Raw genomic sequence first — 18,899 nt, 5'->3', positions numbered from 1 at the left:
GCTAGGGCCCACGCGATCATCGAGGAGATTCGTCATGCCGCCGCAGCAGCAGCCGCAGCCCCAGCGACCCGACCCGCAGGCGGTGCTCGGCCCGCTCACCGACGCCGCCGTGTTCCTCGTGGTCACCATAGAGGCCGGGGCCGAGCAGGTGGTGCACGAGCTGCTCGCCGACATGTCCGGGCTGGTCCGGGCGGTCGGGTTCCGGATCCCCGAGGGGAACCTGTCCTGTGTGACCGGCGTCGGCTCCGCGGCCTGGGGCCGGTTGTTCTCCGGGAACCGTCCGGCCGAGCTGCACGCGTTCGCCGAGCTCGAGGGTCCCCGGCACCGCGCGCCGGCCACGCCCGGCGACCTGCTGTTCCACATCCGCGCCCGCACCATGGACCTCTGCTTCGAGCTCGCCACGCACATCATGGACCGGCTGCGCGGCGCGGTGACCGTCCAGGACGAGGTGCACGGCTTCCGGTACTTCGAGAAGCGCGACCTGCTCGGGTTCGTCGACGGCACCGAGAACCCCGGCGGTTCCGCCCTCGAGCGCGCGGCGCTGGTGTCGGCGGAGGACGACCCCGAGTTCGCGGGCGGCAGCTACGTGATCGTCCAGAAGTACCTGCACGACCTCCCGGCGTGGAACGCGCTGCCGGTGGAGGCGCAGGAGCTGGTGATCGGCCGCCGCAAGCTGTCCGACATCGAGCTGGACGACGCCTCCAAGCCCGCCGACTCGCACGTCGCGGTGAACACCGTCGTCGGCCCGGACGGTGGGCAGCGGCAGATCCTGCGGGACAACATGCCGTTCGGCGCCCCCGGGAAGGGCGAGTTCGGAACGTACTTCATCGGCTACTGCCACACGCCCGAGACGACCGAGCAGATGCTCCGGAACATGTTCCTCGGCACCGCCGACGGGAACACCGACCGCATCCTGGACTTCTCCGCCGCGGTCACCGGCTCCCTGTTCTACGCCCCGACCCTCGACTTCCTCGACGCGCCGCCCGACCTGCCCGCCTCCGACGTCGCGGCGGCCGGTCCGCCCGTGTCGGCCGCGGCCACCGACCTCGCGCCGGGCGATCCGTTCGGGTCGCTGGGCATCGGCGGACTGAAGGAGACCCCGTGAACAACCTGCACCGCGAACTGGCGCCGATCTCGGCATCGGCCTGGGCCGATCTGGAGGACGAGGTCCGCCGCACCTTCACCCGCGGCGTCGCCGGACGCCGCCTGGTGGACGTGCCGGACGCGGCCGGTCCCGAGCTCGCGGCCGTCGGCACCGGCCACCTCGACGCGGCGGACTCCCCCGCCGAGGGGGTCACCGCGGCGCTGCGGACGAGCCGTCCGGTCGTCCAGCTGACCGTGCCGTTCACCGTGTCCCGCGCGGCCGTCGACGCCGTGGAGCGCGGCGCGCGGGACGCCGACTGGCAGCCCGCCAAGGACGCGGCCGCCAAGCTCGCCCGCGCCGAGGACCGCGCGATCTTCCACGGGTACGCCCCCGGAGGCATCGCCGGGATCGCGTCCGAGGCCGTCACCGCCTCCCCGGCCCGTCCGCTGCCCGTCGAGGCGTCGCACTACCCGGACGTCGTCGCCGAGGCCCTCGCCACGCTGCGGCTCGCGGGGGTGGGCGGGCCGTACGCGCTCGTCCTGGGCTCGGACGCCTACACGGCCGCGACCCGCTCGTCCGACCAGGGCTACCCCGTCTACCAGCACCTCGCCAAGCTGGTGGACGGCGGCATCGTCTGGGCTCCGGCGCTCGACGGCGGCGTCGTCATGAGCACCCGGGGCGGCGACCACCGGCTGAGTCTCGGCCAGGACCTCTCCATCGGCTACACGAGTCACGATGCGTCCGGCGTCAACCTGTACCTGATCGAGAGCTTCACGTTCTTCGCCTACACGGCCGAGTCCGCGGTCGCGCTGACCGGGCCGTCCCCGCAGTCGCACCGCACCGGCTTCTAGCCGGTCCCCCTGTCGGTTCCCGGGGCGGCGACCGTCGCGCCGAAGGACGTCACGAACGCCGTGATCAGGCGGGCGAACTCGTCCCGGTCGCCGTCCGGCCAGTCGGCCATGACCTGCGCGAAGAGGCGCCGGCGCATCCGGTGCGCGCGGTCGAGGCCGTCGCGGCCGGCCGCCGTGAGCTCCAGCAGTGTGCGCCGCCGGTCGGACGGGTCGGGCCCGCGGGTCACCAGGCCCTCCTCCTCGGCGCGCAGCGCGAGGCGGCTGGCGCGGGGCTGGTCCACGCCGAGGGCGGCGGCGACATCGGTGACCGCGCACGGACCGCCGTGCCCCTCGATGGCGTCCAGGACGCCGAACAGCGTCGGGTCCATGCCGCCGGGCCCCGCGAGTCTTCCCAGCGTGCGGCGGGTCTGGCTGCGCCGGATCGCCACCATGGCCCGCTCGACGGCCGCCACCGCCTCGCTCTGGTCACCTGTTGCGCTCGACATGCATGTCATCCTACATTCATTGTAAAAGTACATGCATTGGAGGACGGATGACCGACACCTTTCCCGGAGCCTTTCCCGACGCCCGCACGGACCGTCCGATCGGGTACTGGCTGCGGCACATCGACGGCGCGCTGAGCGCGAACCTCGGCCGGCTGCTCGCCGAGGACGGGCTCACCCGGCGCGGCTGGCAGGTGCTCAACACCGTGTCGTACGAGCCCGTCACCATCGCCGACCTCGACCGGACGCTCGACGCCTTCATCTCGCCGGACGAGCCGACGATGCGTCCGCAGGTCGAGCGGCTGGCCGAGCTCGGCTGGGCGCGCCTCGACGGCGACACGGCCGAGCTGACCGGCGAGGGCGTCCGCGCGCACCGGCGCATCCGTGACGCGATCGGCGTCCAGCGCGCGCGGATGACCGAGTGCTTCACGCCGGACGAGTTCGGGTCGCTGATGGAGATGCTGCGGCGGTTCGCCGCCCACCTCGAAACCGTCTAGTCGAGGGTGTCCAGGGCCAGGAGGACGTCCGCGACCAGGTCGTCGGCGTCTTCGATGCCACAGGAGAACCGGATGAAACCGGGCGGGACGGCGTCGCCTCCCCAGCGGGCGCGGCGCTCGGCGGTGCTGTGCACGGAGCCGAAGCTCGTCGCCTCGCCGACCAGGCGCAGCGCGCCGAGGAACGCCTCCGCAGCGTCCTGCGACGGCAGCGTGAACGACACGACGCAGCCGAACCGGTGCATCTGCCGTGACGCGAGTTCGTGCGCCGGGTCGCTCTTCAGGCCGGGGTAGCGCAGGCCGCTGACCAGCGGGTGGTCGCGGAGGGCGGTCGCGAGCGCGAGGGCGTTCGCGGTCTGGCGCTCGAGCCGCAGCCCGAGCGTCGCCAGGGAGCGGTGCGCGAGCCACGCCTCCATCGGGCCGGGGATCGCGCCGATCGTCTTCCGCCACGTCCGGACGGAGGCGGCGAGCTCGGGGTCGCGGGTGGTGACGTGGCCGAGCAGCAGGTCGCCGTGGCCGGTCAGGGACTTGGTGTCGCTGGCGACGGCCAGGTCTGCGCCGAGGTCCAGGACGCGCTGCCCGAACGGCGTCGCGAGCGTGTTGTCCACGGCGACGAGCGCGCCCGCGGCGTGCGCGGCCTCGGCGATCCGGGCGATGTCGCAGACGTCCAGGCCGGGGTTGGACGGCGTCTCGAGCCAGACCAGCCGCGCGCCCTCGACCAGCGCGAGCTGCGCGTCGTCCGCGGTCGGGGCCATGCGGACGCGCACCCCGTAGGACTCCAGGCGATCCCGCAGCGAACGGGTCGTCTGGTAGCAGTCGTCCGGCATGACGACGGTGTCGCCGGACGAGACCAGCGACAGCATCGCGGCGGACACGGCGGCCATCCCGGACGAGAAGACGGTCGTCGTGCCGCCGCCCTCCAGGTCGCTGATCGCGTCCTCCAGCAGCGTCCACGTGGGGTTCGTGTCGCGACCGTAGGTGTAGGGGCCGGCGGCCTCGCCGGACAGGTGGAAGTGCGCGGCGAACGTCGGGCCGGGCAGCTCCGGCGTGTGGTTCTCGGGGGCGGGCCGTCCCGCCCGGACGCTGCGCGTGCTCTCGCCGTCGGCCATGCCGTCCTCCTTCGGGATCTTTCGCCCGAAGGGTAACGGCACAGGTCAGAGCACCGGTCACCCGGGTCAGGGGTGGCGGCGGGGGGCGGGGGCCGGGTCGGGGTCGACGCCGCGCCGGGACGGGCCGGACGGCGCGGGTGACGGCGCCGGGGCGTCGCCGTCGGCGGGGGCGGGGAGCATGCCGATCTCGGCCAGGTAGGCGCGGCCCCGGGGCGTGATGTCCCACAGGTTGCTGCGCCACTCCCTGCGCCGCCACACGACGCCCGCGGCGAGCAGGCGGCGGCCGACCCGGCTGATCTCGGTGTCGTCGGTGCCGAGCTCGGTCGCCAGGTCGCGGTTGGACCGGCCGGGCCGGGCCGCGACGGCGACCAGGAAGCGGGCCGCGTGGCCGCCCGGGCGCAGGCCGAGCTGGAGGCCGGACGGCATCCGCCGCAGCGCCCAGTGCGCGACGTCGATGAGGCCGAGCACCCGGCCGCGCTGCTCGCGCTGGTCGGGATCGAGGGCCGGGAGATCGAGGTAGCGCGTCCGGTGGAGCCACTGGAGGCCGTCCTTGAGGGCGGTCAGCGCCGGCTCGTCGGCACAGAGGGACGCGTCGGTGATGAGCATGCCGAGCGCGCTGAAGTGCCCCTCCTCGATCGACTTCGCGTGCTCCAGGGTCTCCAGCAGGCGCTCGGCCTCGGCGAGCCGCCCACGGCTCGCTCCGAACGCGGGGGTCGTCGCTGCGGTAGTCGCCATATCAGGGGTCCTCGGTCTCGTGGACGTCGCTACGACCGGGCGCTCCTCGACCGGCCTTCCTCCACTGTCCGTCGATGCCAAGTGAATGTCAAGTGACTCATCCGGTTCGCGCCAAATGACACGGAAGCCTTACCTGGTCGGGGATAGGGTCGTGTCAACCCCCTGCCGCGCGCTGTCACCCCCCGGAGGGCGCACATGACGGAACGGCTCGCGGAGCACCCGCCCGCGACCGCGGAGTACCCGTCCGACCCGGCGGACCTCTTCGTCCGCCTGTACGACGAACTGCCCGCCCGGTTGCACCGGGCGTGGCCCCTGAACCTCTGGTACGAGGACGACCGGGTCCGCAAGACCGCCGACGACCTGCGCGAACGTATCGCCGACGAGGGCGCGCTCGACCCGGCCGAGACCGCCGCGACCGTCGCTGCGGACGAGGACCGCGGCCGCTTCACGCTGCTGCTCGCCCTGGACGGCGCCCTCGCGCTCGCCAACCCGTACGGGCCGTTCCACGACGCCGCCGCGCTGACCGGGATCACCGTCCGGTACCTGGTCGAGGGCCGGTTCGACAGCGGGGCGGCGGGCGGCGCGCTGCTCCCCCGCTGCGCCCTGCCCGGACGTCCCGACGGCATGCGCTCGCTGCCGGACTTCTTCGGCGTCCACCGCGTCCCGCCGCACCTGTGGGACAGGATCGAGCACACCCGGCTGGCCGCCGTCCACGACCCGCACCTGTCCCGGGACGTGCCGGTCGAGGTCGGCTGCGCGCCGCTGATGGAGTCCTACGGCGACATCCGGGTCGAATTCGCCGAACGGGCCGCGCGCACGGTGTACCGGCTCGACCCGGCCGACTCGGCGGAGATCCGGGCGCGGATCCGGACGATCGTCCGGAAGCTGGACGAGGCGGGCGCGCGGATCGCCGTCCTGCCCGAGGCGACGCTGTCGGACGGCCTGCTGGAGGTGTGGAAGGAGGCCGCGTTCGACACCGCCCGCCCGAACTCCCCGCTGCGGCTGCTCATGCTCGGGTCCGGGCCGCTCGGCGGGGGCGACCCGCCGCCGAACCGGGCGGTGCTGATCGACCGCTGGACGGGCACGGAGCTGCTCGTCCAGGACAAGCTGAGCCCGTTCGTCCTCGGCGAGCAGCAGTTGCGCGACTGGGCTCCGCCCGGCGCGCCGCCCGCGGGCACCGCCGAGGAGGACATCGCGCCCGGCGCGGCCGTCCGGCTGCTGGACTGCTCGCTCGGCCGGCTCGCCATCCTGATCTGCGAGGACCTGAGCCGCGCGGACCGCTGGGACCGCGAGCTGATGGCGGCCGGGGCGTCCCACCTGCTGGTGCCGATCTTCTCCAAGCCGATCCTGCGGTTCCGCTGGGAGGAGCAGAACGCGCAGCGCCAGGTCAACACGCTCGGCGCGTGGGTCGTGGTCGCCAACAGCCTGGTCGTCGGGAACGGCATGCCGCACCCGCCGGCGCCCGCCGACCGGCACACCTGCCTGGTCGCGGGCCCGGACGGCGCGGCCCGGCTCGACTACGCGTCGGTGCTCGCCTTCGGCGCCGCCGGACGCGGCGACGAACCCGGCCTCACGGCGGACGGCGTCCTGCCCGTCCTGCACGCGGGAGCCGCGCACGAGGCGTGGCTCCCGCACTGGTCCGACGGCCTCCCCGAGGAGGACCCGCTGGACGACTGCACCCTGGACTGACGTCAGCCGGGGTCGGGTGGTGTGCGGCCCTCGACGAGGTGCTGGTCGGGGACGTTCAGCGACAGGCCCGAGCGGTGCCAGGGCGTCTCGGCCGCCTCGCGGGCGCGGGCGGCCTCCTCGGGACGGTCCAGTTCGTCCAGGGCGACGGCGAGCAGGGACAGGACGCGTCCGCCGAGGTGTTCGTCGCCGATCTCGGCGAAGACCTCTGCGGCGTGCGCACCGAGCTCCGCGGCCTTGTCCGGCTGGCCCAGCCTCAGGTGCGCGACGACGATCCGGGGCAGGCACCAGGCCTCGCGGAGCGGCATGCCGCGCGTCCGGTAGATCTCCCGGGCCGTCTCCAGCTCGTGCAGCGCGCGCTGCGGATCGCCCGCGTACAGGGACGCGACGCCGAGCCCGAGCCAGCACAGGCCCTCGGCGTTGCCGTCGCCCGCGGGCGCGGCGAGCGCGAGCCCGGCGCGTCCGTGCCGCCGGGCCTCCTCGGTCATCCCGGACTCGCCGTAGGCGACCGACAGCTGCGCGTGGGCGCGGCTGATCAGCGCGTCGTCGTCCGGGAGGACGTCCAGCGCGTCGGTGAGCAGGCTGATCGCCGCGTCCGCCGCGCCGAGGACGCGCGCGCCTGCGCCCATCGCGAACAGCACCCCGCCGGGCAGCAGTTCGGCCGGGACGGTCGTCCGGTCGGCGAGCGACGGGACGACGAACAGCCGGCCGACGAGCCGTCCGGGCGATCCGCCGCCCGCGAGGTAGCCGCGGATCGCGGCCATCACGTTGGCGTGCTCGGCGCGCATCCAGGCGACCATCTCGGCGGCGTCCGTGAAGGGCGTCCCGGTGTGCAGGGCGTCGGCGGCGGCGCGGTGCACCTCGACGACCTCGGGTTCGCAGTAGATCTGGTAGGTCGGGATCGTCTGGCGGAACAGGCCGCGGATGCCCGCGAGGTAGTGCTCCAGGAGCCGTTCCAACGCGCGGGCGCACGAGACCGGGCCGTCGCCGGTCTCGGCGAGTCCGCGCGCGTAGAGGCGGAGCAGGCTGTGGTAGGCGTAGCGGCTCGGCGCACGGCATTCCAGCAGGCCGGAGTCGACGAGCGACTCGCAGAGGTCCTCGGCGTCCAGGACGTCCAGGTCGAGCAACGCGGCGGCGGCCTCGACGTACAGGTCCGGGCCGTCGTGCAGGGCGAGCAGCCGGAACGCGCGGGCCTCCTCGATGCCGAGCTGGGCGTAGCCGAGCGCGAAGCAGGACTCGACGGCCTCGTCCCCGATGCGCAGTTCGCCGAGGCGGCTGCGCTCGTCGGCGAGCCGTCCGGCGAGGACGGCCGGGCGCATCCGGGGACGGGCGGCGAGCCGGGACGCGATGATCCGCACCGCGAGCGGCAGCAGCCCGGACGCGTGCACCAGGCGCAGCGACGCGTCCGGTTCGGCGGCGATGCGCTCGGGTCCGGCGACCCGTCCGAGCAGGGCGGTCGCGGCCTCCGGGGTGAACGGCGCGAGGTCCAGGTGCGCGGCGACGGGCAGTTCGGCGAGCCGCGTGCGGCCGGTGACCAGGACGGCGCTGCCGGACTCGCCGGGCAGCAGCGGCGCGATCTGCGCGGCGTCGCGGGCGTCGTCCAGGACGACGAGCACGCGGCGTCCGGCCAGGTGGGAGCGGAAGAGCGCGGCGCGGCGGTCCGGTTCGGGCGGGATCTCCCGGTCCGGGGCGCCGAGCGCGCGCAGGAACGCGGCGAGGACGGCGGCGGGCGCGGCGGGGGCCGGTCCGGCGCCGTGCAGTTCGGCGTAGAGCTGGCCGTCCGGGAAGGCGTCCCGGACGGTGTGCGCGACGTGCAGCGCGAGCGCGGTCTTGCCGATCCCCCCGAGCCCGGCGACGGTCACGACGGGCACGGCGCTGCCGTCCCGGGTGGTGAGCGCGGCGGCGAGGCGGGCGGTCTCGGCGTCCCGTCCGGTGAAGTCGGGCAGATCGGGCGGGAGCTGCCCGGGCTGCACCGGACGGCAGCCGGACGTGCGGGCGGGCGTGCGGGTGGGCGTGCGGGTGGCATCGGCGGGCGGAGCGGTGGCGGGCACTGCGTCGGTGGGCGGAGCGTCGTTGGACGGAGCTTTGGCGGGCGGCGCGTCGGACATGGCGATCCCCTCGTTCCCCTCAGGCGTTATTTTGCATGTCGGTCACGTCTGCGGCGGAAGGGACCAGATGGGCGATGGTCCGCGTTTCGCGGTGCTCGGACCGGTTCGCGGGTGGCGCGGGGACGCCGAGCTGGGCCTCGGCGCGCCGCAGCAGCGCGCGATGCTGGCGTTCCTGCTGCTGCAGGAAGGGCGGGCCGCCGCCGCGCAGACCATCGTGGAGGCGCTGTGGGGCGAGCGTCCGCCGGAGAAGGCGATCGGCGCCGTCCGCACGTACGCATCACGGCTCCGTTCGGCCGTCGAGCCCGACCGCGCGCGGCCGGAGGTGCTGCTCAGCGCCGGGGACGGGTACCGGCTCGTCCTGCCCGAGGGGGCCTTGGACGCCACGCTGTTCCGGACCAGGCTCGCCGCCGCCGAGCGCGCGCGGGCGTCCGGCGAGCTCGGCTCCGCGCGGCGCCTGGTCGCGGACGCGCTGGCGCTCTGGACGGGTGATCCGCTGGACGATCTGCCGGGGCCGTTCGCGCGGGCCCAGCGGGCGCGGCTCGCGGAGTGGCGGCTCGTCGCGTCCCAGACCCGGTTCGAGCTGGACCTGGCGCTCGGCCTGCACGAGGAGGCCGTCGCGGAGCTCGCGCTCCTGGCGGCCGCGCATCCGCTGCGGGAGGCGTTCCAGCGCCTGCTGATGCTCGCGCTGCACCGGGCCGGACGGCGGGCCGAGGCGATCGAGGTGTTCGAGCGGTCGCGGTCGCTGCTGGACGCCGAGCTCGGGCTCGATCCCGATCCCGACCTGGTCGAGTTGCGCCGCATCATCGCCGCAGGTCCGAGCGTGTTCTCGGCGGTCGCGCAGCTGCCGACCGACCTGATCGACTTCACCGGGCGCGAGGAGCCGACCCGGAAGCTCGTGCGCCTCCTGTCGGGCGGGCCGACTGTCGCCGGGGTGTGCGGGCCGGTCGGGGTCGGGGCGTCGGCGCTGGCCCTGCGCGTGGCCCATCTCGTCAGAGATGTGTATCCCGACGGCCAGCTTTATGCCGACATGCGGCGCAGCGATCCCGACGCGATCCTTCTGGACTTCCTGCGGACGCTCGGCGTCCGCGCCGAGAACGTCACGGACCGCGCGGAACGGGCCGCGCTGCTGCGCTCGGCACTGCGCGGACGCCGGATGCTGCTCGTCTTCGACAACGTGCCGGACGCCGCGTCACTGCGTCCGCTGCTCCCCGGCGGGAACTGCTCGGTGCTCGCCACCTGCCGGACCCTGCCGGGGTGCGTCCGGCAGGCGATCCATCTGGACGAGTTCTCCGAGGACGAGGCCGTCGCGTTCTTCGGACGCGTCGCCGGACGCGACCGCGTCGCGCGCGAGCCGGAGGCCGTCGCCGAGGCCGTCGCGCTGTGCGGACGGCTGCCGCTCGCCCTCCGGATCCTCGCGGCGCGGCTGGCGTCCCGTCCGGGCTGGACGGTCGGATCCCTCGTCCGCCGCCTCGCGGACGAACGCCGCCGCCTCGCCGAGCTGAAGGTCGGGACACTCGGCGTCGAGGCGGCGTTCGCGCGCGAGTACGCGCTGCTCGACGCCGAGCAGGCGCGCGCCTTCCGGCTCCTCGCGCACGCCGGCGGGCCCTCCTTCTCGCTTGATATGGCCTCTGAGCTGCTGAAACGTCCTCACGATGAGGTCGAGGGCGTGCTCGCGGCGCTGATCGGGTCCGGCCTCCTGACCTCGCCGTCGCCCGGCCGGTTCCGCTATCCCGACCTGCTCCACCTCTACGCCCGGAACCTCCCCTAGCGGGCGCAGGTGCCGGTCGGGCTCGGCTGGGCGCCGGTGGCCAGGAGGGCGCGGACGCCCTCGGTCTCGGCGATGCCGAGACCGGTGAAGATGTCCAGGGCGGTGCGCCATTCGCGGCGGGCGCGGGAGGTCTGGCCGAGCGCGGCCCACGCCCGGCCGAGGACGACCCGGGTCCGCGCCTGCTGCCAGTCCACGCCGATGACGCGCGCGACCGCGAGGGATTGCGAGGCGGTGTCGGCGGCGTCCTCGAACTGGCCCAGCGCGAGCCTCGTCTCGGCCATCCGCATGAGCACCTGCGCCTCGCGCAGCGGCAGCGAGTGCGTCCAGCAGACCGTGAGCGCCTCGTCGTATGCGCTGAGCGCTTCGGCGTGCTGGTCCAGCGCCCCCTGGATCTGCCCGACCAGGTACAGCGCGTAGGCGACGGCGACCGGCGCGTCCGCCCGGCGGGCCAGCGAGAGTCCCTGGTAGCCGGTGGCGAGCGCGGACGCCCGGTCGCCCAAGGCGAGGTGCAGCTGCGCGATGTTCGCCAGCCGCGTCCCCTGCCCGCGCAGGTTCCCCGTCCGGACGTCGATCGCGAGCGCCTCCTCGCAAAGGCGCAGGCTGGACGCGAGGTCGCGGCGGTAGAACGCGTCCAGCGCCAGGACGCCCAGGGCCTCGGCGAGCGCCGGTTCGTCGCCCAGATCACGGCAGAGTCCGACGGCGCGCCTGAGCAGCGCGGTGCCTCCGGGCTCCTTGGCGCGGTGGATCAGGTGGTATCCGAGGACGAACGAACCGGCCATCTCGGCGCGCAGGCTCCCGGCGATGTCGCCGCGCCGGTCCCCGGCGGAGAGCGACGCGTCCAGGAGTATCCGGGCGGCGACGACGAACTCCGCCCAGCGGGAGCCGTCGTCGAGTTGCTGGGCGAGGGCGAGGGTCAGTTCGGCGACGCCGGAAAGGGGTAGGGCGTCGTCGTCGGCGTACAGCGTGACCAGCGCGAACAGTTCCGAGAGGTGGTCGGTCGTCCACTGGGTCGCGGCGCTCGCGGACGCGAACCGGGGCGGGCCCGCCGCCTGCGCGCTGGTCTCCCCGAGCAGGACGAGCGCCTCGCGCTGGGCCTCCAGGTGGTAGTCCAGCAGGCGGGCGAACGCGGCGCGCCGCTCGCCCGGGCCGCGGCGTTCGCCGAGGGCCCGGGCGAACAGCAGGGTCAGGTTGTGGAAGCGGTACCGGCGCGGCGCGGGCGAGGCGAGCATGCCGAGCTCGACGAGCGAGTCGGCGAGCTCCTCGGCCTCGTCGGCACTCGTGCCGAGGAGGGCCGCGGCGGTCCCGGCCGAGATCACGGGCGCGTCCGAGAGCGCGAGCAGGCGGAAGGCGCGGGCCTGCGCGGCGTCCAGGTGCTCGTAGGCCAGCTGGAAGGTGGACTCGACGGCCGTCCGGCCGATGCGGAGCTCGGCGAGCCGCCGGTGGCCGTCGGACAGGCGGGCCAGGAGGCGTTCGACCGTCCAGTCCGGGTGCGCGGCCAGCCGGGACGCGACGATCCGCACGGCGAGGGGCAGCCGGTCGCACAGCCGCAGCACCTCCTCGGCGGCGGACCGCTCGGCGGCCGTCCGCGCCTCCCCCGCGATGCGCGCGAACAGGTCCAGCGCCTCGGCGCGGCCGAGTGTGTCGAGGTCCAGGTGGCGGTCGACGGGGAACGCGGCGGGACGGGCCCGTCCGGTGACGAGCACCGCGCAGCCCTCGCCGCCGGGCAGGAGCGGCCGGAGGCGCGCGGCGTCCCCCGCGTTGTCCAGGACGACCAGGACCCTCCGGTCGGCGAGCCACGAGCGGTAGAGCGCGGCGGCGGCCGCGACGTCGTCCGGCTGGTGCGCGTCCGGGACGCCGAGCCGCCGCAGGAAGCCGCGGAGGACCTCGCTCGGCTCGACCGGCCGGGCCCCGGCGGCCTCGTCCGGTTCGTCCGCGCCGCTCTGGAACGTCCCGAGGTCGGCGTAGAGGACGCCGTCGGGGAACGCGTCGGCGACCTGGTGCGCGGTCTGGACGGCCAGGGTCGTCTTGCCGACGCCCGCGCCTCCGGCGAGCGTCACGATGACGGGGGCGCGGGCGGGCCGTCCGCCTCGGCCGGGGTCGGTGAGCGTCGCGCGGAGGTCCGCCAGCTCATGCGTCCGCCCGACGAAGTCGGGTACCGCATGGGGCAGCTCGTACGCGCGCGTGGCGGCGCATGCGGGCGGCTCGGCCGGGACGGCCGGTTCCAGGTCGGCGGCGGAACGAAGGATGCGCTGGTGCAGGTCCTGGAGGACGGGGCTCGGGCGGGCGCCCAGCTCGTCCGCGAGCGAGCGGCGGGCGGTGGCGTACGCCCCCAGCGCCTCGGCACGGCGTCCGCTCCGGTACAGGGCCAGCATGCGGAGGGCGTGGAGGCGCTCGCGCAGGGGGTGGGCGGCTGCGAGCGCGGCCAGCTCGACGGCGGCTTCGGCGTGGTCGCCCAGGGCCAGGTCGGCCTCCAGGCGGGCTTCCAGAGCGTCCAGGCGGAGGAGGCGGAGGCGCTCGCGATGCGCGGTGGCGGACGGCCCGGGCAGGCCGACGAGCGGTTCGCCGCCCCACAGGGCGTCGGCGTCCAGGAGCAGGCGGCGGGCTTCTGCGTGGTCGCCGCGTCCGGCGGCGTCGCGGGCGTCCTGGACGAGCCGCTCGAACACGACCGCGTCGACCGACTCCGGCGGGACGCGCAACGCGTACCCGCCGCCCACCGAGACCAGGACGCGCGGACGCGTCCGGTCGTCCTCCAGCGCGTGCCGCAGCCGGGACGCGTAGGTGCGGACCATGCCCACCGCGCGGGCGGGCGGCTCGCCCTCCCAGAGCGCGGCGACCAGTTCGCCGATCCCGGCCGTCCGTCCGCCGCGCAGGAGCAGTGCCGCGAGCAGCGCCCCCTGCTGCGGCGATCCCGTGCCGATCCGCGTGCCGTCCTCCTCGCTACCGTCGCGCCGGACCATCAGCGGTCCGAGCAGCGTGAAGCGCAGCCGTGTCGAGTTGACGTCCTCCCTGGCTTGAAGACCGGGGATTCCTGCCGGGCCGCTGCGGTTCATTCGGCGGCCCCTGGGTGGGTTCCTGCTTCGTCGGCGTGTGCCAGCACGAGTGCTGGTCTTATCTCGCCTCCACAGGCGTTTGACCTGTCCGCCCGTCCGGCGGCCAGGATGTTGATCGCGGCGTTGTGGTCACGGTCGTGGACGGTGTCGCAGTGTGGGCAGGTCCAGTGACGTACGTGGAGCGGCTTGGGCCCGTCCTTGACTCCACAGGTCGAGCAGACTTGGGAAGTCGGCTCGTACCGGCCGATCCTGCCGAACCAGCGGCCGTGCCTGGCCGCCTTGTACTCCAGCATGGAACAGAACGCCGACCATCCGGCGTCGTGAACGCTCTTGGCCAGGCGAGTGCGAGCGAGCCCCTTCACCGCCAGGTCCTCCACATACACCGCTTGGTTCTCGCGGACGATCTTCGTGGAAAGCCGGTGAAGGAACTCGCGGCGCGCATCGGCGACCTTCGCATGCTGACGTGCGACCTCGGTCCGGGCCTTGACCCGGTTCCTTGATCCCTTCTCGGTCCGAGACAGGGCCTTGTGGAGCTTGCGGAGCTTCTTCTCCGCCCGTCGCAGGAAGCGTGGACCTGAAATCTTGGTGCCGTCCGACAAGACGGCGAAGTGCGACAGGCCCAGGTCGATCCCGATCTCAGGCCCGGCGGCCGGTAGGGAGTCGTCGCCGGCCTCCACCACGAAGGAGGCGAAGTAACGGCCCGCCGCGTCCTTGAGCACCGTGACCGAGGAGGGCTCAGCCGGAAGCGGACGGGACCATCGCACCGAGATCTCACCGACCTTGGCCACATACAAGCGGCCGTTCGCACGAAGGGAGAAGCCGTTGCGGGTGAGGCGGATCGCCTGCCGCTTGTCCTTGAGAGACCGGAACCGGGGCGGGGCTACCTTTGCCCCCTTGCGCCTACCGGTGACCGAAGCGAAGAAGTTGCGGTACGCGGTGTGCAGGTCTCCCAGAGCCTGAATCAGCACCACCGAGGACACCTCAGCCAGCCAGCCACGTTCACTGGTCTTCTTCGCTGCGGTGATGACCTGCTTCTGCAAATCAGTGTCAGTGACATACGGCAGTCCGGCCCCATGCGCTGCCTGCCGGATACGCAGCCCGTCGTTGAACACCACTCGTGCACACCCGAACGCCTTGGCCAACTGGATGCGCTGACCGGGCGTCGGATAGAGACGGAACTGGTAACGCAACTGCACGACCAAGACCATAGCTTCCTGGCTCAGGAGCCGAACGGAAGATACTTCAAACCGGCAGGCGACACGTTCACCAGCCGATCCTGCGCCGGCACGCTGAGCCAACGGCGTACTGAAGGGCGCGCTCGCGCCCAAGAAGTGGGTCACCCCGGAAACCCTCTCGGATGTCGATCTGAGACTGGGTCGCGGCCGGTCCGGGCCCGGTCACCGGTGGACGGTGAACGGGTCGGGGCTGGTCGCGGAGCCGCCCGGGGTGCGCACGACCAGGTGTCCGGTCGTCGCGTCCGCCGGGACGGTGGTGGTGAGCCCGGTGTCGGTGACGCCCGTGACCTCCGCCTCGGCGGCGCCGAAGCGGACGGCCGTGGCGGACGCCAGCCCGACCCCGGTGACGCGGACGGTCTCGCCAGGCGCCGCGTCCGCCGGGTCCACGCCCCGGACCTGCGGACCCATCGCCTGGTCGCGCCCCTGCTCCGCGGGAGACAGCAGTGTGGCGAACACCGCGCGCAGCTTCTCGGCCGTCTCCCGCGAGAACAGTCCGACCAGCGCGGCGATCGCGGCGATCCCGTACGGGTTGACGTCGTCCGCGCCGCCCGCGCCCGTCACCAGGCCGCCGCGCAGCACCAGGTAGACGATCAGCCCGAGCAGCGCGCCCGCGAACGGGAGCGACAGGTACATCATCAGCCAGCTGCGCCGCAGCGACCGGTTCCCGACGTACCAGTACAGCGAGCGCGACACGTGCACGCACGAGCCGAGCGCGCCCGCGGCGAGGACGACCAGGAACATCGACTTGTCGCGGGACAGGTGCGTCCGCCAGCCGAACCAGTTCAGCGTGTGCCCCGGCGCGACGGTCGCGCCGGGAGGCGTGGCGGGAGGCCACGCCTGGACGAGCAGCGCCACCAGCACGACCGCGAGCAGGGCCACGACCAGCGCCACCGCGACGATGTCGCGGGTGCGCGCGTACTCGCTGCCGACCGGTGACTCCTGCACGGATGTTCCTCACCTCGGGGACGTCTCACACATATCGCTCCGTTCGGTCGGGCCGTTTCCACGGTGGCACACCTCGGAGTGCGGCGAGGGAGAGCGGCGAATTCACCCCAACTCATTACAAATTGGTGGAGTCTTCACCCTTGGTTCTGTTTGGGGCGTACGTCCGCCTCTACGCTCGCGTCCCATGCGCCGAAAAGCATCAGCACTCGCGGCCGCGGCCGTCGTCGCCGCCGGGCTCGCCGGATACTCCGGCACCGCCCGCGCCGAGACCCCCGCGACCGCCTGTGAGACTCCCGCCGACCACCGGATCGCGCAGGTCCAGGGGTCGGGAGACGCCTCTCCCCTCGCCGGGCAGACCGTCCGCGTCGAGGGCGTCGTGACCGGCGACTTCCGCCGCACCGACCAGCTCAAGGGGTTCTACATCCAGGACCCCACGCCCGATGCCGACCCGGCGACCTCCGAGGGCCTGTTCGTCTTCTCCACCCAGGACGTCAAGGCGGGCGACCGCGTCCAGGTCACCGGCAAGGTGACCGAGTACAGCGGGCTGACCGAGCTGTCGCCCGTGTCCGCCGTGGACGTCTGCGGCGCGACCGATCCGATCAAGCCGGTCGACGTCTCGCTCCCGCTCCCCGCGGGCGTGACGATGGAGCGCTACGAGGGCATGCTCGTCCGCTTCAAGCAGCGCCTCACCGCCACCGAGGTCTACAACCTCGGCCGCTACGGCGAGGTGTCACTGTCGTCCGCCGGACGCCTCTTCAACCCCACCGAGGGACGCGGCAAGACGCAGGCGTGGAACGACGCGCACCGCATCCTGCTGGACGATGGCTCGAACGTGCAGAACCCGGCCGTCCCGCCGTACACCAAGCCGAAGGTCCTGCGCGTCGGCGACTCCACGGCGAACCTGACCGCGATCGTGTCGCAGGGCTTCGGCGCCTACCGGCTCGAGCCGCCGGTGCTGCCGACGTTCGCCCGGACCAACCCGCGGCACGCCAAGCCGTCCCCGGTCGGCGGCGACGTCCGCGTCGCCAGCTTCAACACCCAGAACTGGTTCACCACGCTGAACGAGCGCGGCGCGACCTCCGTCGAGGAGCGCGACCGGCAGCTCGCCAAGCTGGTCTCGGCGATCAAGGGCCTGAGCCCGGACGTCGCGGGCCTGATGGAGGTCGAGAACAACGACGCCGCGGGCGCCGACTCGGCCATCCAGACGCTGGTCGACAAGCTCAACGGCGAGGTCGGCGCGGGCACCTACGCGTGGATCCGGCACGTGAACCCGGGCACCGACCAGATCCACGTCGCGGCGATCTACAAGCCCGCCAAGGTCCGTCCGGTCGGCGCTCCGCGCTCGTCCGACGCGCCGGTCTTCGAGCGCCCGCCGCTCGTCCAGACGTTCGGGCTCGCGAGCGGCAAGGGCGCGACGTTCACGCTCATCGCCAACCACTTCAAGTCCAAGGGCTGCACCGGCGCGACCGGCGCGGACAAGGACCAGGGCGACGGCCAGGGCTGCTTCAACCCGCGCCGCGTCGCGCAGGCGAAGGCGATCACCGAGCTGGCCGCGGGCGAGAGGAACCCGGTCGTGCTCGGCGACCTCAACGCCTACACCGCCGAGGACCCGGTGAAGGCGCTGGTCTCCGGCGGCCTGGTCGGCCAGACCGAGCGGTTCGTCAAGCCCGCGCAGCGCTACAGCTACGTGTTCGACGGCCAGTCCGGCGAGCTGGACCACGTCCTGGCCGGGAAGGCGCTGTCCAAGCGCGTCACCGGCGCGGCGATCTGGCACATCAACGCGGACGAGCCGCTCGCCGAGGGCTATGAGACGAAGTACAACCCGCCGTTCCTGTACCACCCGGACGCGTACCGGGCGTCCGACCACGACCCCGTCGTGATCGGCATCGACCTGCGCTGACCCTCTGAACGACGATGCCCGGAGCGCCGCCTGCGCGGCGCTCCGGGCATCGTCGTCTCGATCAGGCGGTGGCTTCGGCGAAGGCGTCGGCGAGGATGTCGAGGCCCTCGTCGAGGAGGTGGTCCGGGATGACGAGCGGCGGCAGGAAGCGCAGCACGTTGCCGTAGGTCCCGGCGGTGAGGACGAGCAGGCCGGCGGCGTGGCAGCGGCGCGCGATCTCGGCCGTGACCTCGGGGTCCGGGTCCTTGGTGCCGGGCTTGACCAGCTCGACGGCGATCATCGCGCCGCGTCCGCGGACGTCCCCGATCACCTCGTGCTTCCCGGCCAGTTCGCGCAGGCGCGGCAGCATCGTGTCGCCGATGGCGCGGGCGCGCTCGACGAGCCCCTGCGACTCGATCTCCTCCAGGACGGCCAGGGCCGCCTCGCAGGCGAGCGGGTTGCCGCCGTAGGTGCCGCCGAGGCCGCCGCCGTGGACCGTGTCCATGATGTCGGCGCGTCCGGTGACGGCGGCGAGCGGCAGGCCGCCCGCGATGCCCTTCGCGGTGGTGATCAGGTCCGGGACGATGCCCTCGTGCTCGGACGCGAACAGGTGCCCGGTGCGCGCGAAGCCGGTCTGGACCTCGTCCGCGATGAACAGGATGCCGTTGTCCTTGGCGAACTCGGCGATGCGCGGCAGGAAGCCGGGGGCGGGCTCGATGAAGCCGCCCTCGCCCGCGATCGGCTCGATCACCACGGCGGCCACGTTCTCCGCGCCGATCTGCTTGGTGATCTGCTCGATGGCCTGCTGCGCCGCCTCCGGGCCGCAGTTCTCCGGCCCGGTCGGCCAGCGGAACGGGTAGGCCAGCGGCATCCGGTAGACCTCAGGCGCGTACGGCCCGAAGCCCTGCTTGTACGGCATGTTCTTCGCCGTGAGCGTCATCGTCAGCAGCGTCCGGCCGTGGTAGCCGTGGTCGAACACCACGACGGCCTGCCGCCCGGTCGCGTACCGGGCGATCTTGACGGCGTTCTCCACGGCCTCCGCGCCGCTGTTGACCAGGATCGACCGCTTCTCGTGGTCGCCGGGCGTGAGGGTGTTCAGCGCCTCGCAGACCTGCACGTACGACTCGTACGGCGCGACCATGAAACAGGTGTGGGTGAACTTCTCGACCTGGGCCTTCACCCGCTCGGCCACGCGCGGGTTGGCGTTGCCGACGTTGGTGACGGCGATCCCGGAGCCGAAGTCGATCAGCGAGTTGCCGTCCACGTCCACGACGACGCCGCCGCCCGCGTCCGTCACGTACACCGGCAGCACGCTGCCGACGCCGGGCGGGACGGCCGCCTTGCGGCGCTCCTGCAACTCCCGGGAGCGGGGGCCGGGGATCTCCGTGACGATGCGCCGTTCCTGGGCGATTTCGCTGGTCATAGGCCTGACGGTAGACCGGCGGGGCCGTAGGCTGAACTCGCCGCGGCGGC

Annotated in this window: 14 protein-coding genes; 6 read left to right on the top strand and 8 right to left on the bottom strand. The window is 73.6% G+C overall.

Features of this window, described 5'->3' with window-relative positions:
- The first annotated feature begins 34 nt into the window (after positions 1 to 34).
- Together AB0L06_RS29020 and AB0L06_RS29015 are read left to right on the top strand one after the other, a co-directional pair.
- On the top strand, positions 35 to 1,105 hold the full coding sequence (locus tag AB0L06_RS29020; protein ID WP_500234287.1) for a Dyp-type peroxidase: 1,071 nt from the start codon (positions 35 to 37) through the stop codon (positions 1,103 to 1,105).
- Positions 1,102 to 1,935 carry a family 1 encapsulin nanocompartment shell protein gene (locus tag AB0L06_RS29015; RefSeq protein ID WP_500234286.1) on the top strand — a complete coding sequence of 278 codons (834 nt, stop codon included), beginning with the start codon at positions 1,102 to 1,104 and terminating at the stop codon, positions 1,933 to 1,935. Before AB0L06_RS29020 ends, AB0L06_RS29015 begins: the two co-directional genes overlap by 4 nt.
- On the opposite strand, the gene AB0L06_RS29010 is transcribed toward AB0L06_RS29015, so the two are convergent.
- The gene (locus tag AB0L06_RS29010) at positions 1,932 to 2,420 is read right to left on the bottom strand and encodes a MarR family winged helix-turn-helix transcriptional regulator (RefSeq protein WP_500234285.1); all 489 of its coding nucleotides are present in this window, start codon (positions 2,418 to 2,420) and stop codon (positions 1,932 to 1,934) included. The genes AB0L06_RS29015 and AB0L06_RS29010 overlap by 4 nt on opposite strands.
- A 47-nt stretch (positions 2,421 to 2,467) precedes the next feature.
- Between AB0L06_RS29010 and AB0L06_RS29005 the strand changes: the two genes are divergently transcribed.
- Positions 2,468 to 2,914 (top strand): MarR family winged helix-turn-helix transcriptional regulator, encoded by a 447-nt coding sequence (locus AB0L06_RS29005; protein ID WP_500234284.1) that lies wholly within the window; start codon positions 2,468 to 2,470, stop codon positions 2,912 to 2,914.
- Here the strand turns inward: AB0L06_RS29005 and AB0L06_RS29000 are convergent.
- Positions 2,911 to 4,020 carry a cystathionine gamma-lyase gene (locus AB0L06_RS29000; protein ID WP_500234283.1) on the bottom strand — a complete coding sequence of 370 codons (1,110 nt, stop codon included), beginning with the start codon at positions 4,018 to 4,020 and terminating at the stop codon, positions 2,911 to 2,913. The genes AB0L06_RS29005 and AB0L06_RS29000 overlap by 4 nt on opposite strands.
- A 66-nt stretch (positions 4,021 to 4,086) precedes the next feature.
- Positions 4,087 to 4,755 (bottom strand): hypothetical protein, encoded by a 669-nt coding sequence (locus tag AB0L06_RS28995; RefSeq protein ID WP_500234282.1) that lies wholly within the window; start codon positions 4,753 to 4,755, stop codon positions 4,087 to 4,089.
- A 195-nt stretch (positions 4,756 to 4,950) separates the two neighbouring features.
- On the opposite strand from AB0L06_RS28995, the gene AB0L06_RS28990 reads away from it, so the two are divergent.
- Positions 4,951 to 6,444: a carbon-nitrogen hydrolase family protein gene (locus tag AB0L06_RS28990; RefSeq protein ID WP_500234281.1), complete on the top strand. Its 1,494-nt coding sequence runs from the start codon at positions 4,951 to 4,953 to the stop codon at positions 6,442 to 6,444.
- Positions 6,445 to 6,446: 2 nt separating this feature from the next.
- On the opposite strand, the gene AB0L06_RS28985 is transcribed toward AB0L06_RS28990, so the two are convergent.
- Positions 6,447 to 8,549: an AAA family ATPase gene (locus AB0L06_RS28985; RefSeq protein ID WP_500234280.1), complete on the bottom strand. Its 2,103-nt coding sequence runs from the start codon at positions 8,547 to 8,549 to the stop codon at positions 6,447 to 6,449.
- A 67-nt stretch (positions 8,550 to 8,616) separates the two neighbouring features.
- On the opposite strand from AB0L06_RS28985, the gene AB0L06_RS28980 reads away from it, so the two are divergent.
- Positions 8,617 to 10,317, top strand: coding sequence for an AfsR/SARP family transcriptional regulator (locus AB0L06_RS28980; protein ID WP_500234279.1), 1,701 nt, complete (start codon positions 8,617 to 8,619; stop codon positions 10,315 to 10,317).
- Here AB0L06_RS28980 and AB0L06_RS28975 read toward each other — a convergent pair.
- The 3 genes from AB0L06_RS28975 to AB0L06_RS28965 all read right to left on the bottom strand — a co-directional run bounded on the left by AB0L06_RS28975 (position 10,314) and on the right by AB0L06_RS28965 (position 15,547).
- Complete coding sequence (locus AB0L06_RS28975) at positions 10,314 to 13,367, bottom strand: AfsR/SARP family transcriptional regulator (RefSeq protein ID WP_500234278.1); 3,054 nt, start codon at positions 13,365 to 13,367, stop codon at positions 10,314 to 10,316. The genes AB0L06_RS28980 and AB0L06_RS28975 overlap by 4 nt on opposite strands.
- Positions 13,364 to 14,563: an RNA-guided endonuclease InsQ/TnpB family protein gene (locus tag AB0L06_RS28970; protein ID WP_500234277.1), complete on the bottom strand. Its 1,200-nt coding sequence runs from the start codon at positions 14,561 to 14,563 to the stop codon at positions 13,364 to 13,366. The genes AB0L06_RS28975 and AB0L06_RS28970 overlap by 4 nt, the downstream gene beginning before the upstream one ends.
- A 201-nt stretch (positions 14,564 to 14,764) precedes the next feature.
- Positions 14,765 to 15,547 (bottom strand): IPT/TIG domain-containing protein, encoded by a 783-nt coding sequence (locus AB0L06_RS28965; protein WP_500234276.1) that lies wholly within the window; start codon positions 15,545 to 15,547, stop codon positions 14,765 to 14,767.
- 184 nt (positions 15,548 to 15,731) lie between these two features.
- Here AB0L06_RS28965 and AB0L06_RS28960 point away from each other — a divergent pair, with 184 nt between their 5' ends.
- On the top strand, positions 15,732 to 17,447 hold the full coding sequence (locus AB0L06_RS28960) for an ExeM/NucH family extracellular endonuclease (protein ID WP_500234275.1): 1,716 nt from the start codon (positions 15,732 to 15,734) through the stop codon (positions 17,445 to 17,447).
- 61 nt (positions 17,448 to 17,508) lie between these two features.
- Here the strand turns inward: AB0L06_RS28960 and gabT are convergent, their stop codons facing one another.
- Positions 17,509 to 18,849 (bottom strand): 4-aminobutyrate--2-oxoglutarate transaminase, encoded by a 1,341-nt coding sequence (gene gabT / locus AB0L06_RS28955; protein WP_500234274.1) that lies wholly within the window; start codon positions 18,847 to 18,849, stop codon positions 17,509 to 17,511.
- Positions 18,850 to 18,899 lie beyond the last annotated feature (50 nt).

It is taken from the genome of Spirillospora sp. NPDC052269 (genome assembly GCF_040679435.1).
In the GTDB taxonomy this organism is placed as follows: domain Bacteria; phylum Actinomycetota; class Actinomycetes; order Streptosporangiales; family Streptosporangiaceae; genus Spirillospora.
The sequence above is the reverse complement of the archived record's forward strand: the minus strand, read 5'-3'. Positions and strand labels throughout refer to the sequence as shown.